We start from the raw sequence: 16,093 nt of genomic DNA, 5'->3' as shown, positions 1-16,093 counted from the left end.
CTAAAACTCAAACTGATAGAGCAGATCAAGTGCCTGGTCTACGCCGGACACTGCTTCCAGATATAGCTTAGGCATCAGGCGATAGCGTAACGTGAGTGTTGCCAGTGAGTCAAAGATCCCCACACCATATTTTACCTGCAGACCCGGCAGTACATAGCCGCTGACCACCACCTGCGAGGAGTCACCCACGCCCTGGGTGTCCAGCGCCAGATTGCTTACGCCGAACGTCTCGCCGATTTTACCCACAACCTGCCCACTTTGTGCAACCCCCAGCCCCACTAACATCGAAGTCATCGCCGCGCTGTCGCTCTGACCGCTGTCGAGACCTTGACCACGCAGCAGGTAAGAGAGGGCTTCCTGCTGGGACATCGCCGGGTCAGAGAAGATCTCCGCCTTCGGTTCGTCGGCGGAACCGGTGACGCGTACCCCGGCAATGACGTCGTTTTCCGTCGCTTCCGGGTTACGAATCGCTTCGATGTTCAGCAGCGGTTGATCCGGTGGACCGGAGAACAGCAGCTCGCCTTTGCGGACAATCAGATCCTGACCATAGGCGTGGAATCGCCCTTCAGGGATATTGATCTGCCCGTTCAGGCCAAGCCCTTGTTTATCCTGCGCCACCTTCAGGTCGCCCGTAAGCCTCGCCTTCAGCCCAAACGCATCCAACCGCACGTTATTCCCCACGTGCACGATAAGGTTACTATTAATCGGTATGCCCGCGCTCTTCTGTTCGACCGGTTTCAGATTTTCATTGAGCATAACTTCATCACTTGAGACGCCGACCGCACTTTCCGGCACGTCGTGAACCACGATGCGCGCCCACGGCACGTCAACGCGACCGTCAAGCGTGAAGAGGCTTGGCGTAGCTTCAAAGACCACATCAGGCGAGACGTCCAGGCGCACCATTGGCGGTACGGTGATGCGCACCTTACTGCCCTTCGCGGCAATACGGGCGCGCCAGTTGTCGAGCTGGCTCCAGTCCGCGTCGCCGCTCAGATTGATTTGCCCCTGCTGCGTCAGTACCGATCCGCTCAGCGTCGAGCTCATGCCGTTGAAGTTCATCGCGATCTGGCTGGGCTGCATGTCAAACGGCATAAAGTTGCCGTCAATATCCACGCCGCTGAGGCGCAGCTGGCCGAACAGCTGAGGGCTTTGCGCATTGCCCGCCAGGCGCAGATTGGCGTTCACCATGCCCTCGGCTTTTTCCCCGCGTGCGAAAATCGGGTTCACCATCGCCAGGTTGAAGTTGCGGATAGTGACGTTGCCGCCCAGATTTCGCCGTCCCTGTGGGTCGGTAATTTGAACCTTGCCGTCAAACTGACCGTTGTTGGTGAGACGAATCAGCCAGCCCAGCTCCGCACGGTTGTTATGCAGGTCCGCGCTCAGGTTCAGGGTGTCGAAGGCCACCGGCAGCGGCGCGTCATTCACCTCCTGCGTCACCTTCACGTTACGCCCGGACAGCGTGACGCTACCCTGCGGCAGCCCCTCTTTGGTGGTGTCCCAGGCGACATCGGCTTTTCCGCTGAAGACGCCGCTGGCCTGGGTAGTATCCGGCATAAACGGTTTCAGCATCGCCAGATCGAAGCGGTTGAGGTTGATCTGCGCGCGTCCTTCCGCGCCCGCGTCGATGGTCTGCGGCACGCACAGTTCCGCATTCGGGTTGGTCCAGCAGTGCGGCCCAATGCTGATCTTCTGCTCGACGTTGCGGTAGTCCAGCGCGATGGCGCGCGACAGCGCCAGCGGCCCGACCGGCGTGTTGAAACGGGTGTTATCCAGCGTCCCTTTCCAGCGCTCCTCTTTGCGGTCGAAGCTGCCGGTCAGGTGAAGCTGGCCGGAGACCGGCTCGCCCTGCACGCGCAGCTGCAGGTCGTGCTGCTTCTCGTTCCCTTTCGCGTCCAGGGTGACCAGGCTGATGTTGACGTCCGGCTGAGAAATGCGCTCTACGCGCAGGTTCAGGTTTCCGCCGATCTGGTCAGTGGATTTCACATCCCCTTCCACGCGAACGCGGGCAACGCTCAGCGCCTGCCAGCGCAGGTTATTGGCGGTAATGTCCGCCAGCAGCTGCGGCGCGTCTACCGTGCCGCGCACCTTCAGGAGCCCCTTCGCCGTACCGCCCAGGCCCGGCAGGGCGTTATCCAGATTCGGCGCGTCGATGGTGGCGTCCAGATTGAGATCTTTCACCCCCAGCTCGCCTTTGATATCCGCCGTGTTGCGGCCCAGCGCCACGTGCAGACCCGGGATAATCCACTGCAGGTAGCTGTTGCCTTTCACCGAGCCTTCAACGTTTACCTTGTTCTGCTTCACGTTCCCGGTGAGCTTGATTTCCGGCACGTCCATCTGCCACGTGCCGCCGTACAGGCTGCCGCGGGTTTTGATCAGGCCATCCAGCTTCGACGGCCAGTCCGGGACCTCTTTGGCGGTGTTAATGCCCGTCAGCTTCAGCTCGCCGCGCCAGCTGATCGCCTGCTGCCAGTCGAGCAGCGCGGTCAACTCGGTTTTGCCTTCCAGCGCCGCGACGGTCAGCTTGTCGAGGTTAACCTGCTGTTCATTGCCCTTCGCATCCAGGGTGATGTTCGCGGGCGGCACGCCCTGCCCCTTCACCGCGGTGCGGAACGAGAGCGTATAGTCGGTCATCTTACCGCTCAGCTTCAGCTTCAGGTCATCGGCCTGGTACTGTTTTTCGCCGGTGAATGGCCAGTAAAGCTGCTTGCTGACCACCTCAAGATTGAGCGGCAGCCCGGCTTCCGCCAGCTGGGTTTGCGCACGCAGAACCATGTCCACCGGGCCGGAGAGATTGACCCCGACGTCCAGCTTCTCGCGCAGCGCCCCGCCCACTTTGACCTTCACCTTCTCGCCTTTGAGCGGGTCAATGTTCAGGGCGCTATTCAGCGTGATATCCACCGGCCAGTTGTCGCGCAGCAGGGCGTTGCCTGACGCGTTCACCGAGCCCTGATTGGTGTCGATATCCAGCGCGTCGAGCTTCATGTTGCCGTCAATGCTGCTGACTTTCAGCAGCATGTTATAGACCGTCAGGTCGGTATCGCCGGTCAGGCGCAGCTGCTCGCCTTTGAACTCTTCAATATTGAGGTTCAGCGGCAGATGCACATCGGTCATTTCCGGCAGGACAGGCTTCGAGAAGAGGTCTTTCAGCGTTTCGCCCAGCGGCTTCTCTTCCGGCTGCGGGTTCTGGATCTTCGGCTCGACGATCTCTTCCTGCGCCACGTCGGCCACTTTCGGCAGCGCGATCAGCAAGCCCTGCAGGGAGGTTGGCGTCAGGGTGAGGTTTTTCTCCTGCCAGCGCAGGCCGGAGCTGAAATCCATCACGGACACGGTGGTGTCGTCGATTTTGATATTGACGTTATCAAGCGCCACCCGATAAAGCGCGATCGGGTACGGCGTGGAGAGATTCAGCGGACCGCTGTCCTCTTCCTCTACCGGCGCAGACTTCGGCATTTTCTTCGAATCTATCGCCACGTTGACGTCTTTTAGCGACAAGTCGTTGACGCAGAGCTTGCTGTCACGCAGACAGCCCAGCTTCACCGCCAGGTGAAACTCCCCGGCGTTCACCGCCACGCCCGGCTGCTCATAGCGGATGTTCTTCAGGCGCAGGTCGCGCCAGCCGCCCGTCACCTGGCCAATCTCCAGCCCCGGCACCCAGCGGTTCGCGGCGTTAAACAGCAGATGCAGCCCGGTCGTCGTTCCCACCAGAATCGCCACCGTACCGAGCAGCAGCACGATAAAAATCAGCACCCCGAGGCTTATCTTCTTCCATAAACTCATAATTCAGGCCCCAGACCGATGTAAAACTGTAATCCGTGTTCTTCTTTGTCGCCCACCGGCACGGCGAAATCGAGCTTGATGGGCCCGACGGGTGACTGCCAGCGTACGCCGACGCCCGCGCCGGTTTTAAAATCGCTGCGGCGGATATCGCTCACCGCTTCGCCGCCGTCGACGAACATGGCGCCCCACCATTTTCCGCTGACGTTGTACTGGTACTCCAGCGAGCCGGTAGCCAGCTTAGAGGCACCGATCAGCTTGCCGTCATCGTCCTTAGGCGCGATGGATTTGTATTTATAGCCACGGATGCTGCGATCGCCCCCGGCGAAGAAGCGCAGGTCCGGCGGGACCTTGTCGAAGTCGCCGGTTTCAATCCAGCCGAGGTTGCCGCGCACCACAAAGCGGTGTTTGTCATACAGCGTGCGGATCCAGACGTTCTGCGCCTGAATCACCGAGAAATCCACGTCGGAACCCCACATGGTGTTGGAGTAATCGATAGAGTAACGCTGGGAATCGCCCCAGGTCGGCATCAGGCCGCCGCGTGAGCGGGTGCGGCTGATCATCACCCCAGGATAGAGCAGCATGGTGGTGTTGGTGACGTTGGCCTGGGTAAAGTGATCCAGGCTCCAGCGCAGGTTGATGGCGCGCTGCCAGCCGCTGGAGAGATCCCAGTAACGCGACACGGCAAGCGTGGTGGAATCGGACTCGGTATCGTTCAGGTCGGTGCGCTTAAAGCCCCCTTGAACCAGGTAATATTGCTCAAGCGGATTTTTCAGCAGCGGCATTTTATAGCTGAAATCGAGCTGCTGTTCCGGGGCGGAAATGCTGGCGCTGGTGGTCAGGCTATGGCCGTAGGAGTTCATCCACGGCTTTTTCCAGGTGGCCTTCACGCGCGGGCCAACGTCCGTCGAATAGCCCACACCGGTTTCAATGGTGTTCTCGGTGCGCGGCGAAACAACGCCGTGCAGCGGCAACACCTTGGTTTTGCGAGACTTATCAAATTCAGGGGCGACAACCACGGAGTTAAACCAGCCGGTGGCTGAGAGCCGTCGGTTCAGCTCTCCCAGGTCGCTCGACTGGTAGTAATCCCCTTTTTTAAAGGGCACGAGGTTTTGCAGGTACTCTTCACGAATTTGCGACCCTTCGAACGTCACGTCGCCAAAGCGGTAGCGTTCTCCGCTGTCGTAGTCGATATCCCAGAAGGCCTGACGTCGCGCCAGCGCAATGCCCAGCTGGCTTTTATTGAACTGGCTGTCAAAGTAGCCCTTACGCAGGGAAACGCTGGTCAGCTCTTTTTTGAAGTGGTCGTAGTCACCGTGGTTGAGCACGGTGCCGATTTTCGGCCGCGTGCTGAGCAGGTCCAGGTAATCCCGGTCGGTACGCGCCCCGCCGCGCAGGATGACGTTGGTGCCGCCAATCAGCACCGGCTCGCCCGGCGAAACGCGGGCAATAAGCACCTGGCGCCCCTTCTTTGGGGGCGGGCGGAGATCGAAATCAATGGTGGGTTCGTAATACCCCAGCGCTTTTAGTCCTTCACGGATGGCATCATCGACGCGCGCGCGGAAACGCCGGTCCGGCGTCACCTCATCACTCTGGATGGTCGATAGCTGCGCACGCACGTTTTTTTGTAGCGCCCCGGATAACCCCTCAACCTGCAAACGGACATTCGCCGCGCTGGCAATCCCGCTTGTCAGCAACAGACTGACTAAACATAACTGGCGGATTTTTGTCACGTTTTCTCCTGAATATCCCTGTTTCCACCCTGGAAGCAAATGAAGTGCCGCTCCGCGGCAAAATACGGCCTGTTGGCCAAAAACCCGAATATCGGGTTGAAAATGGGTGTAACACCCAAATATTTCTTATGATTAAATCTAGACTCATTCAGCGCATTTATTGTGTTCAATTAAACGCGCCGTGACAACCTTAACCGAAACATCGCACCCCGGGAGGCCCCACCGTGAGTTTATTCGACAAAAAGCATCTTGTTTCACAAGCTGATGCATTACCGGGACGCAACACCCCTATGCCTGTGGCGACTTTACACGCCGTCAATGGCCATTCCATGACTAACGTTCCTGATGGCATGGAAATCGCCCTGTTCGCTATGGGCTGCTTCTGGGGCGTTGAGCGCCTCTTCTGGCAGCTGCCTGGCGTTTACAGCACGGCAGCCGGCTACACGGGCGGTTACACGCCGAATCCAACCTACCGCGAAGTCTGCTCCGGCGAAACCGGCCATGCGGAAGCGGTACGCGTAGTGTACGACCCGACGGTAATCAGCTACGAACAGCTCCTGCAGGTCTTCTGGGAAAACCACGACCCGGCGCAGGGCATGCGTCAGGGCAACGACCACGGCACGCAGTACCGCTCGGCTATCTATCCGCTCACCCCTGAGCAGGATGCCGCCGCGCGCGCCAGCCTTGAGCGTTTCCAGCAGGCCATGCGTGAAGCGGGCGATACGCGCGAGGTGACCACGGAAATCACCACCGCGAAACCGTTCTACTACGCCGAGGACGATCACCAGCAGTATCTGCATAAAAACCCGTACGGCTACTGCGGAATCGGAGGTATCGGCGTCTGCCTGCCGCCACAGCTGGCCTGATTATCAGCCGTTAGATCGTCGCCCGTACCGGGCAGCACCCGCTGTCCGGTCTGTTTTATGTAAAAATGTGACCTCTGGCAGATTTACATCTCTTTACGCTATACTACCCGCTGAAATAATCGGCTCAACGCTACGAGCTGATGTTCAATGTGTTTCCACACAAATGGTATCAACTCCCCTTCTGAGGATCTGGCGAGAAGCCGGATAAACTATGTTAAACAGTATTTTAGTAATACTTTGTCTGATTGCCGTCAGTGCATTTTTCTCGATATCCGAGATCTCGCTGGCCGCGTCCCGTAAAATCAAACTGAAGCTGCTCGCCGACGAGGGCAACATCAACGCCTCACGCATTCTCAAAATGCAGGAAAACCCCGGTACCTTCTTTACCGTGGTACAAATTGGTCTGAACGCGGTGGCTATCCTGGGCGGTATCGTGGGCGATGCGGCATTTTCCCCGGCGTTTTATAGCCTCTTTGCGCAGTACATGTCCGCCGAACTGGCCGAACAGCTGAGCTTTATCCTCTCCTTCTCGCTGGTGACCGGGCTGTTCATCCTCTTCGCCGACCTGACCCCGAAACGCATCGGTATGATTGCGCCAGAAGCCGTGGCTTTGCGTATCATCAACCCGATGCGCTTCTGCCTGTTTGTGTTCCGCCCGCTGGTGTGGTTCTTCAACGGCCTGGCAAACGTCATTTTCCGCATCTTTAAGCTGCCGATGGTGCGTAAAGATGACATCACCTCTGACGACATTTATGCGGTCGTGGAAGCCGGTGCCCTGGCCGGGGTACTGCGTAAGCAGGAACACGAGCTGATTGAGAACGTATTCGAACTGGAATCCCGTACCGTGCCCTCTTCCATGACGGGCCGTGAAAGCATTATCTGGTTCGATTTACATGAAGATGAGCAGAGCCTGAAGAACAAAGTGGCGCAGCATCCGCACTCCAAGTTCCTGGTCTGTAATGAAGATATTGACCACATCATCGGTTACGTCGACTCCAAAGACCTGCTGAACCGCGTGCTGGCGAACCAGAGCCTGGCGCTGAACAGCGGCGTGCAGATCCGCAATACCCTGATTGTGCCGGACACCCTGACGCTCTCCGAAGCGCTGGAAAGTTTCAAAACCGCCGGGGAAGACTTCGCGGTGATCATGAACGAATACGCGCTGGTGGTGGGCATTATCACCCTGAACGACGTCATGACCACGCTGATGGGCGACCTGGTAGGCCAGGGTCTGGAAGAGCAGATTGTCCAGCGTGACGATAATTCATGGCTGATTGATGGCGGCACGCCAATTGAAGACGTGATGCGCGTGCTGGATATCGACGAGTTCCCGCAGTCCGGAAACTACGAGACCATCGGCGGTTTTATGATGTTTATGCTGCGTAAGATCCCGAAACGTACCGACTCGGTGAAGTTCTCCGGCTACAAGTTTGAAGTGGTGGATATTGATAACTACCGCATCGACCAGCTGCTGGTGACGCGCATCGACAACAAACCGACCGTACTGGTGCCGAAGCTGCCGGATGCGGAAGAGAAGGTGTCGGCGTAAGGTTCCTGCCTCCACAAACATCAACGGCTCCCATCGGGAGCCGTTTTTTTAACTACTGCATAGCACGTTGGTTAAGCCATCTCAGTTTGCAGACGCATAACCTGACGGTTGACTTCGGACATCACAGACAGGTGCTGTTTGTCCTTCACTTTTGGGACAAGGATTTTGCCCTTATCAAACTCAAAAGCGCCAACATCCTTGATATACAACCGTCCACGGAACAGGATCTTCACGTACTTCGCCACCTGAAGCGGGTTGTAGCGTTGGAAAATTTTCATTCTTGTATCTCCTGCGAATCATACGCTCTTGCGGTGCCACAATCGGCCCGACTGTCCTGAGCGCAAATTTTAATGCCCAATGACTATAGACCAGAACTACGGTGTTACCCAGTGTGCATAAGTTTATTTACCGTTTGATTACAATTATTCAGAATAATCTTTGCAAAGCGTGACTGAGCGCAGTATAAGCCGTCGTTTTTTCATGGATATGTGCGTTCACCCGCAAAGTGGCATCGGGATTGCGGGAAAACCACATTGATCGCACTTATCATTAAAAGTGCATGACCAAGTGGTCGGATCACCTGCAAACAATAAGGAAACGCCATGACCCTACGTACTATCCTTGCAGCAGCCTGCCTGCTGCTGCCCCTGTGGGCTTGTGCTCACAATATTGAAAAAGGACAACGTGTACCGCCAGTCGGCATTGCTGACCGGGGAGAATTGATTCTCGACAATGATAAGTTTAGCTACAAAGCCTGGAATAGCGCGCAGCTCGCGGGCAAAGTGAGAGTTGTACAACATATTGCCGGTCGTACATCTGCAAAAGAGAAAAATGCCAACCTGGTGGAGGCGATCAAGGCGGCAAAATTCCCACACGATCGTTACCAGACCACCACGATCGTGAATACCGATGACGCCATTCCGGGCTCCGGGATGTTTGTGCGCTCAAGCCTTGAGAGCAATAAAAAGCTCTATCCGTGGTCGCAGTTTATCGTCGACAGCAACGGCGTCACCCGTAAGGCCTGGCAGCTTGAGGAAGAGAGCTCTGCGATTGTCGTGCTGGATAAGAACGGCCGCGTACAGTGGGTGAAAGACGGGGCGCTAACCCAGGAAGAAGTGCAGCAGGTTGTCGACCTGCTGCATAAGCTGCTGGCTCAATAAAGAGAGACGCGGAAGCCGGGGTTGAGGAAGGATTCGCGCGGGGTGTAGTCCAGCGGCTTGCCCTGCCAGTCATGAACGTGCGCCCCGGCGGCCGCAGCCACGGCGTGCCCGGCGGCGGTATCCCAGACGTTCGTCGGCCCAAAGCGCGGATAGAGCTGAGCTTGTCCTTCCGCCACCAGGCAGAATTTCAGCGATGAGCCAATCGAGGTGGTCTGGTGTTCACCCAGCTGCTGCAGATACTCCTGCAGCTCGCTGTCGCTGTGCGAGCGGCTAATCACCACCAGCGGCGGACGCGCGTCGCGCACCTGGATCTGCTTGCGCACGCCGCACTCTTCCTTCCACGCCTTTCCTTCCGCAGCACTGTACATCACCTTCATGACCGGCGCGTAGACCACGCCCAGCACCGCTTTACCCTTCTCAATCAGGGCGATATTGACGGTGAATTCACCGTTGCGCTTGATGAACTCTTTTGTCCCGTCCAGGGGGTCCACCAGCCAGTAGCGCTGCCAGTGCTGGCGCTCTTCCCAGCTTTGCGGCGCTTCTTCTGACAGGACGGGGATGTCCGGCGTTAAGGCCTGTAACCCTTTCAGGATCACCTTATGCGCCGCGATATCTGCCGCCGTGACCGGAGAGTCGTCCGCTTTGCTGACAACCTCCATGGGTTTACTACCGTCATACACCTGCATGATGGCATCCCCCGCATCCCGTGCGAGCTGACAAATTTTATCTAGCATTTTCCACCTCTTTGTTAACTCAGTGAGGTTAACTCTTTGTTTTAGTTATATCGTAATGTGAACAATTCCGCTATCTGTGAAGCAATTCCGGTTTCAGGTTGCTTTTTTCTGTCAGGATTCACATTTATGTAAGCAACACGTTATAGATACATACTCTTTTGTGGCCTGGATCGAAAAAAGGACTCTTCTGATGATTAAGTTTAGCGCAACGCTCCTGGCGACGCTGATTGCGGCGAGCGTGCAGGCAGCGACGGTCGATTTACGTATTCTTGAAACGACCGATCTGCACAGCAACATGATGGATTTCGATTACTACAAAGATACCCCGACGGAAAAATTCGGGCTGGTACGCACGGCGAGTTTGATCAATGCCGCACGCGGCGAAGTGAAAAATAGCGTGCTGGTCGATAACGGCGATCTGATTCAGGGCAGTCCGCTCGGGGACTACATGGCGACCAGGGGGCTGAAAAAAGGCGAGATCCATCCTGTTTATAAAGCGATGAACACCCTGGACTATACCGTCGGTAACCTCGGCAACCATGAATTCAACTACGGTCTGACATACCTGCATGATGCCCTGGCAGGCGCAAAATTCCCGTACGTTAACGCCAATATCATCGACGTTAAGACCCAAAAGCCGCTTTTTACGCCTTACCTGATTAAAGAGACTGAGGTTGTCGATCAGGACGGGAAAAAACAGACGCTGAAAATCGGCTATATCGGTTTTGTCCCGCCGCAGATCATGACGTGGGATAAGGCCAACCTCGACGGTAAGGTGACCGTTAACGACATCACCGAAACCGCGCGTAAATACGTGCCGGAAATGCGCGAAAAAGGCGCCGATCTGGTGGTCGTTGTCGCCCACTCAGGCCTCTCCGCCGATCCGTACCAGGCCATGGCAGAAAACTCCGTTTACTACCTGAGTGAGGTCCCGGGCGTCGATGCGATCCTGTTCGGCCACGCCCACGCGGTCTTCCCGGGCAAAGACTTTGCCAGCATCAAAGGGGCCGATATAGAGAAAGGGACGCTAAACGGCGTGCCGTCGGTGATGCCGGGCATGTGGGGCGACCATCTTGGCGTGGTGGATCTGGTGCTGAATAACGACGGCGGCCGCTGGAAGGTCACGCAGTCAAAAGCCGAAGCGCGCCCGATTTACGACGCGGCGGCGAAAAAATCGCTGGCGGCGGAAGATAAAAAACTGGTCGACGTGCTGAAGCACGATCACGACGCCACGCGCGAATTCGTCAGCAAGCCGATCGGCAAATCCGCCGACAGCATGTACAGCTTCCTGGCGCTGGTGCAGGACGATCCGACCGTTCAGGTCCTCAACATGGCGCAGAAAGCCTATGCCGAACACTTTGTGCAGGGCGATCCGGATCTGGCGAAACTGCCGGTGCTCTCCGCCGCAGCGCCATTCAAAGTGGGCGGGCGTAAGAATGACCCGGCAAGCTATGTGGAGGTCGAAAAGGGCCAGCTCACCTTCCGTAATGCCGCCGATCTCTATCTCTACCCGAATACGCTGGTGGTGGTTAAAGCCACAGGGAAAGAGGTAAAAGAGTGGCTGGAGTGTTCTGCCGGACAGTTTAACCAGATTGACCCACACAGCAGCAAGCCGCAGTCGCTGATTAACTGGGACGGCTTCCGCACCTACAACTTCGACGTGATCGACGGCGTGAACTACCAGATTGACGTCACCCAGCCGGCGAAATATGACGGCGAGTGTCAGGCGATCAACCCGCAGGCGGAGCGCATTAAAAACCTGACCTTCAACGGCAAGGCGATCGATCCGAATGCCACTTTCCTGGTGGTGACCAATAACTACCGTGCCTACGGCGGTAAGTTTGCCGGTACGGGAGATGGCCACATCGCCTTTGCCTCGCCGGACGAGAACCGCTCTGTGCTGGCGGCGTGGATCAGCGCCGAGTCGAAAAAGGCCGGCGAAATTCATCCGGCGGTGGATAACAACTGGCGTCTGGCGCCGATCCACAGCGATACGCCGCTGGATATCCGCTTTGAAACGTCACCGTCCGAGAAGGCAGCCGCGTTTATTAAGGAGAAGGCGCAGTATCCGATGAAACAGGTGGCGACGGATGATATTGGGTTCGCGATTTATCACCTGGATTTAAGTAAGTAGCGGCGATTGTGCCGGGTGGCGCTTCGCTTACCCGGCCTACGGGATGGAAGATTATGGGTAGGCCGGGTAAGGCGAAGCCGCCACCCGGCTTTTACGCCGCGCGATCGTCCCGATTCGCCATCACCTTCGGCGTATTCACCTCAATCCAGTCCGCCAGCGCGGCGACTTTCTCGCTGACCTCGATCCCCATCGGGGTCAGGCTATACTCTACGTGCGGCGGCACAACCGGGTACGATACGCGATCGACAAACCCGTCCTGCTCCAGCGCCTGAAGCGACTGGGACAGCATCTTTTCGCTCACCCCGCCCATTTTACGGCGCAGATCGCTAAAGCGATGCGTTCCCTGGCGCAGCGCCAGCAGAATCAGTACCCCCCAGCGGCTGGTAACGTGTTTGAGCACCTCTCGTGAAGGGCACTGTTCCGCGAAGAGATTGCCATCGCGCAATTGTTCGCTGAGCGTCGGTATCGTTGTTTTCATACTTACCTTTTTGTACGTACTTACTAAAAGTTAGCTATGGTGCTAGTGTGCCACAACACCAGACAAACACGAAGGAGATTCATCATGATCGCGATTACCGGCGCCACCGGCCAGCTTGGCCATCTCGTTATCGAACAGCTGTTGAACACCGTACCGGCGAACCAGATTGTGGCTATCGTACGTAACCCGGCAAAAGCTGAAGCCTTAAGCCAGCAGGGAATTGTGGTTCGTCAGGCGGACTACACGGATGAAGCCGCATTCACCGCCGCGCTGAACGGCGTGGATAAGCTGCTGCTGATCTCGTCCAGCGAAGTCGGCCAGCGCGCGGCCCAGCACCAGAACGTGATTAACGCCGCCAAAGCGGCAGGGGTGAAATTTATCGCCTACACCAGCCTGCTGCATGCGGATACCTCGCCGCTCGGTCTGCACGTTGAACACGTTGCCACTGAAAAAGCGCTGGCGGCGTCAGGCATTCCTTATGCCCTGCTGCGCAACGGCTGGTATACCGAAAACTATCTGGCGAGCGCGCCGCCTGCGCTGGAACACGGCGTGTTTATTGGTGCGGCAGGCGAAGGCAAAATTGCCTCTGCCACCCGCGCAGACTATGCCGCGGCGGCAGCGAAAGTGATTGCTGAAGAGGGCCATGCGGGCAAGGTGTATGAACTGGCGGGCGACCACGGCTGGACGCTGAGCGAACTGGCGGCTGAACTCAGCAAACAGAGCGGAAAGCCGGTCACCTACCAGAATCTCAGCGAAGCGGAGTTTGCTGCCGCGCTGAAAAGCGTCGGCCTGCCTGCCGGGCTGGCGGATATGCTGGCGGACTCCGACGTGGGCGCCTCGAAAGGCGGCCTTTTCGACGACAGCCGCACCCTGAGCAAACTGATCGGCCGTCCGACCACTACGCTGGCGGAGAGCATTAAAGCCATCCTGTAATGGTTACGGGATGGTTATTTTTTGTGGCATCCCCTCGGGTCATCTTTGATAATGAAAAGATGACCCACGAGGAGGTTCACCGTGCAAGGCGTACCGGAACAGTTTAATGATGAAAGAGACAGCGCGCGCTTTCGCCATCTGGCGCAGCTACCGGGCCTGGAGCTGTATCACGCGCATATTTCTGACTACGCCTTTGAGCCTCACACCCATGAAGCCTTCGGCATCGGCACGATTGAAACCGGTGCCGAACGCTTTCGCTATCGCGGCAGCCAGCATCTCGCGGCGGAGAAATCCGTCGTTACCATGAACCCGGACGAGATCCACACCGGCGAATCCGCCACCGAGGGCGGCTGGCGCTACCGGATGGTCTATATCGAACCCGATCTGCTGGAAGAGGTGACCGGCCTCCGGCACTGGTGGTTCAGCGACGTGACCCGTCATGATCCGTTACGCTCACAGCAAATCGGCAGGCTTATTTACGGCTTGTGGCACACGGACGATCCGCTTGCGCAAAAAGGTTTACTGCTGGATCTGATTGAGACCTTCCAGCCGTTTGCCCACCACGCGCCACGGATTCAGGAAGGCGCGCACCGCTTCGAACGGGTACGCGAGTACCTGCACGACAACTATATGCGCGCTCTGACGCTGGACGAGCTGGCCAGCGTCGTCTCGCTCAGCCCGTATCATTTCCAGCGCCAGTTCAAAGCCCATTTTCACGTGACGCCGCATCAGATGCTGATGGCCATTCGACTCTGGCGCGCCAAAGCGTTTCTCACCCACGGCATGCCCGCCGCAGAGGTTGCCGCCGCAACCGGGCTGACCGATCAGTCACATCTGACCCGCGCGTTTACCCACCGCTACGGCATTACGCCCGTGCGCTACCAGAAGCAGGTTACACGGCGCTAATGCGCAATCTCATACAATACGCGCGCATTCGCCCCTCCTACACTGACTACAGCGTAAATACCTGTGGATGGAAAAATGATTAGTGGAGTGTTGTATGCCCTGCTGGCCGGGATGATGTGGGGACTGATTTTTGTCGGCCCGCTGATCGTGCCCGAGTATCCGGCAATATTACAGTCGACCGGACGTTATCTGGCGCTGGGGCTGATTGCCCTGCCCCTGGCGTGGCTGGGACGCGCGCGCTTGCGCCAGCTCAGCCGTCAGGACTGGGGGACCGCACTGGCGCTGACCATGATGGGCAATCTTATCTATTACGTTTGCCTCGCGAGTGCCATTCAGCGTACCGGTGCGCCGGTATCGACCATGATTATCGGCACGCTGCCGGTCGTCATTCCCGTCTTTGCTAACCTGCTCTACAGCCAGCGCGATGGCAAACTGGCGTGGTCAAAAATGGCCCCGGCGCTGGTCTGCACCGCCCTGGGGCTAATATGCGTCAATATTGCCGAGCTGCGCCATGGGCAGGGCGATGTTGACCTATGGCGGTACGGTTCTGGCATTCTGCTGGCGTTCATTTCCGTGGCGTGCTGGGCATGGTATGCCCTGCGCAATGCGCGCTGGCTGCGTGAGAACCCGGACAAGCACCCGATGATGTGGGCGACGGCGCAGGCGCTGGTCACGCTGCCCGTATCCGTCGTGGGATATTTCGGCGCATGCCTCTGGCTGGGCCATCAGCAGCCGGACTTCGTCCAGCCCTTCGGGCCAAGACCCTGGGTGTTTATCGGCCTGATGGTGGCGATCGCGGTGCTGTGTTCATGGGTAGGCGCGCTGTGCTGGAATATTGCCAGCCAGAAGCTGCCGACGGTGATATTAGGGCCGCTGATTGTCTTCGAAACCCTGGCCGGACTGCTTTATACCTTCCTGATGCGCCAGAGCGTGCCGCCGCTGTTCACGGCCTGTGGGATCGTGCTGCTGGTTGTGGGGGTAGTGATGGCGGTGAGAGCGAAGCCGGAAAAACCGAGGGTCGTTCCGGCGTCGGAGGTGTGATATTTGCCGGGTAAGGCGGAGCCGCCACCCGGCATGATGTTAAAACGTTTCCCAGTTTGCTTCAGACGCCGCCGCGACAGGCTGCGCTTTTGGCACATAGGTTTTTACCGGCGCCGCTTTGACCGCCTGGTTGCGGGTAATTTTGAACACCGCCACCGCTTCGTTCAGGCGTGCAGCCTGATCTTCCAGCGCCGCCGCCGCGGCCGCAGACTCCTCCACCAGTGAGGCGTTCTGCTGGGTCACGCGGTCCATCTCGGCTACCGCCTGGCCCACCTGGTCGATACCGCGGCTCTGCTCGTCAGAGGCCGAAGCAATTTCGCCCATAATGTCGGTGACGCGAGTAACCGCATTGACGATCTCAGCCATCGTGGCCCCGGCTTCGTTAACCAGCTGCGAGCCCGCGTTCACGCGTTCGCCGGAGTCATCGATCAACGCTTTGATCTCTTTCGCCGCCTGAGCGCTGCGCTGCGCAAGGGTACGCACTTCCCCTGCCACCACCGCAAAACCACGGCCCTGCTCGCCCGCACGCGCGGCTTCCACCGCCGCGTTCAGCGCCAGAATATTCGTCTGGAAGGCAATCCCGTCGATCACGTTGGTAATTTGCGCAATTTTGCTGGAGCTGGTGGCGATTTCGTCCATCGTCCGCACGACGCCTTCCACCACGTGACCGCCCTTCTTCGCCGTTGAGGAGGCATCCAGCGCCAGACGGGAAGCCTGACGCGCGTTATCGGCGTTCTGCTTCACGGTTGCCGTCAGCTGTTCCATGCTGGCTGCCGTCTCTTCCA

The 16,093-nt window shown here is 57.8% G+C and carries 13 protein-coding genes; 7 read left to right on the top strand and 6 right to left on the bottom strand.

Annotated elements, in window-relative coordinates; translation table 11 throughout:
- Both tamB and tamA read right to left on the bottom strand, forming a co-directional pair.
- Positions 1–3,777: an autotransporter assembly complex protein TamB gene (tamB, locus tag HMPREF3143_RS02185; RefSeq protein WP_070531596.1), complete on the bottom strand. Its 3,777-nt coding sequence runs from the start codon at positions 3,775–3,777 to the stop codon at positions 1–3.
- Positions 3,774–5,507: an autotransporter assembly complex protein TamA gene (tamA, locus tag HMPREF3143_RS02180; RefSeq protein WP_008501426.1), complete on the bottom strand. Its 1,734-nt coding sequence runs from the start codon at positions 5,505–5,507 to the stop codon at positions 3,774–3,776. Before tamA ends, tamB begins: the two co-directional genes overlap by 4 nt.
- A 224-nt stretch (positions 5,508–5,731) precedes the next feature.
- On the opposite strand from tamA, the gene msrA reads away from it, so the two are divergent.
- Together msrA and HMPREF3143_RS02170 are read left to right on the top strand one after the other, a co-directional pair.
- Positions 5,732–6,373: a peptide-methionine (S)-S-oxide reductase MsrA gene (gene msrA / locus HMPREF3143_RS02175; RefSeq protein ID WP_008501428.1), complete on the top strand. Its 642-nt coding sequence runs from the start codon at positions 5,732–5,734 to the stop codon at positions 6,371–6,373.
- 211 nt (positions 6,374–6,584) lie between these two features.
- On the top strand, positions 6,585–7,922 hold the full coding sequence (locus HMPREF3143_RS02170) for a polyamine export protein PaeA (protein WP_008501429.1): 1,338 nt from the start codon (positions 6,585–6,587) through the stop codon (positions 7,920–7,922).
- A gap of 71 nt (positions 7,923–7,993) precedes the next feature.
- Here the strand turns inward: HMPREF3143_RS02170 and HMPREF3143_RS02165 are convergent, their stop codons facing one another.
- Entirely contained in the window at positions 7,994–8,200 is a 207-nt protein-coding gene (locus HMPREF3143_RS02165) for a DUF1107 domain-containing protein (RefSeq protein WP_008501430.1), read from the bottom strand.
- Between the two features lie 324 nt (positions 8,201–8,524).
- On the opposite strand from HMPREF3143_RS02165, the gene HMPREF3143_RS02160 reads away from it, so the two are divergent.
- Positions 8,525–9,082, top strand: a complete 558-nt coding sequence (locus HMPREF3143_RS02160; RefSeq protein ID WP_025911942.1) for a YtfJ family protein — start codon at positions 8,525–8,527, stop codon at positions 9,080–9,082.
- Here the strand turns inward: HMPREF3143_RS02160 and cysQ are convergent.
- Positions 9,076–9,816, bottom strand: a complete 741-nt coding sequence (gene cysQ, locus HMPREF3143_RS02155) for a 3'(2'),5'-bisphosphate nucleotidase CysQ (RefSeq protein WP_008501432.1) — start codon at positions 9,814–9,816, stop codon at positions 9,076–9,078. The genes HMPREF3143_RS02160 and cysQ overlap by 7 nt on opposite strands.
- Before the next feature lie 190 nt (positions 9,817–10,006).
- Between cysQ and HMPREF3143_RS02150 the strand changes: the two genes are divergently transcribed.
- On the top strand, positions 10,007–11,950 hold the full coding sequence (locus HMPREF3143_RS02150) for a bifunctional 2',3'-cyclic-nucleotide 2'-phosphodiesterase/3'-nucleotidase (RefSeq protein ID WP_070531593.1): 1,944 nt from the start codon (positions 10,007–10,009) through the stop codon (positions 11,948–11,950).
- Between the two features lie 91 nt (positions 11,951–12,041).
- On the opposite strand, the gene HMPREF3143_RS02145 is transcribed toward HMPREF3143_RS02150, so the two are convergent.
- Positions 12,042–12,428, bottom strand: a complete 387-nt coding sequence (locus HMPREF3143_RS02145; RefSeq protein ID WP_008502885.1) for a winged helix-turn-helix transcriptional regulator — start codon at positions 12,426–12,428, stop codon at positions 12,042–12,044.
- Between the two features lie 84 nt (positions 12,429–12,512).
- On the opposite strand from HMPREF3143_RS02145, the gene HMPREF3143_RS02140 reads away from it, so the two are divergent.
- The 3 genes from HMPREF3143_RS02140 (at position 12,513) to HMPREF3143_RS02130 (ending at position 15,308) form a co-directional block, all read left to right on the top strand.
- The gene (locus tag HMPREF3143_RS02140) at positions 12,513–13,361 is read left to right on the top strand and encodes an SDR family oxidoreductase (RefSeq protein ID WP_065101956.1); all 849 of its coding nucleotides are present in this window, start codon (positions 12,513–12,515) and stop codon (positions 13,359–13,361) included.
- 81 nt (positions 13,362–13,442) lie between these two features.
- Positions 13,443–14,267: an AraC family transcriptional regulator gene (locus tag HMPREF3143_RS02135; protein WP_070531590.1), complete on the top strand. Its 825-nt coding sequence runs from the start codon at positions 13,443–13,445 to the stop codon at positions 14,265–14,267.
- Between the two features lie 75 nt (positions 14,268–14,342).
- Positions 14,343–15,308, top strand: coding sequence for a DMT family transporter (locus tag HMPREF3143_RS02130; protein ID WP_070531586.1), 966 nt, complete (start codon positions 14,343–14,345; stop codon positions 15,306–15,308).
- A gap of 39 nt (positions 15,309–15,347) precedes the next feature.
- On the opposite strand, the gene HMPREF3143_RS26165 is transcribed toward HMPREF3143_RS02130, so the two are convergent.
- On the bottom strand, positions 15,348–16,093 hold a 746-nt coding region (locus HMPREF3143_RS26165; RefSeq protein ID WP_254668413.1), incomplete at its 5' end, for a methyl-accepting chemotaxis protein.

The organism is Enterobacter sp. HMSC16D10 (assembly GCF_001807145.1).
GTDB classification, from domain to species: Bacteria; Pseudomonadota; Gammaproteobacteria; order Enterobacterales; family Enterobacteriaceae; genus Enterobacter; species Enterobacter roggenkampii.
This window is presented reverse-complemented; position numbering and strand designations above follow the sequence as displayed.

Excerpts from the sequence above, each read along its gene's own strand:
- tamB (WP_070531596.1), bottom strand. The coding sequence starts at position 3,777 with ATGAGTTTATGGAAGAAGATAAGCCTCGGGGTGCTGATTTTTATCGTG.
- cysQ (WP_008501432.1), bottom strand. The coding sequence starts at position 9,816 with ATGCTAGATAAAATTTGTCAGCTCGCACGGGATGCGGGGGATGCCATC.
- HMPREF3143_RS02145 (WP_008502885.1), bottom strand. The coding sequence starts at position 12,428 with ATGAAAACAACGATACCGACGCTCAGCGAACAATTGCGCGATGGCAAT.
- HMPREF3143_RS02140 (WP_065101956.1), top strand. The coding sequence starts at position 12,513 with ATGATCGCGATTACCGGCGCCACCGGCCAGCTTGGCCATCTCGTTATC.
- HMPREF3143_RS02150 (WP_070531593.1), top strand. The coding sequence starts at position 10,007 with ATGATTAAGTTTAGCGCAACGCTCCTGGCGACGCTGATTGCGGCGAGC.
- HMPREF3143_RS02170 (WP_008501429.1), top strand. The coding sequence starts at position 6,585 with ATGTTAAACAGTATTTTAGTAATACTTTGTCTGATTGCCGTCAGTGCA.
- HMPREF3143_RS02160 (WP_025911942.1), top strand. The coding sequence starts at position 8,525 with ATGACCCTACGTACTATCCTTGCAGCAGCCTGCCTGCTGCTGCCCCTG.
- HMPREF3143_RS02130 (WP_070531586.1), top strand. The coding sequence starts at position 14,343 with ATGATTAGTGGAGTGTTGTATGCCCTGCTGGCCGGGATGATGTGGGGA.
- HMPREF3143_RS02165 (WP_008501430.1), bottom strand. The coding sequence starts at position 8,200 with ATGAAAATTTTCCAACGCTACAACCCGCTTCAGGTGGCGAAGTACGTG.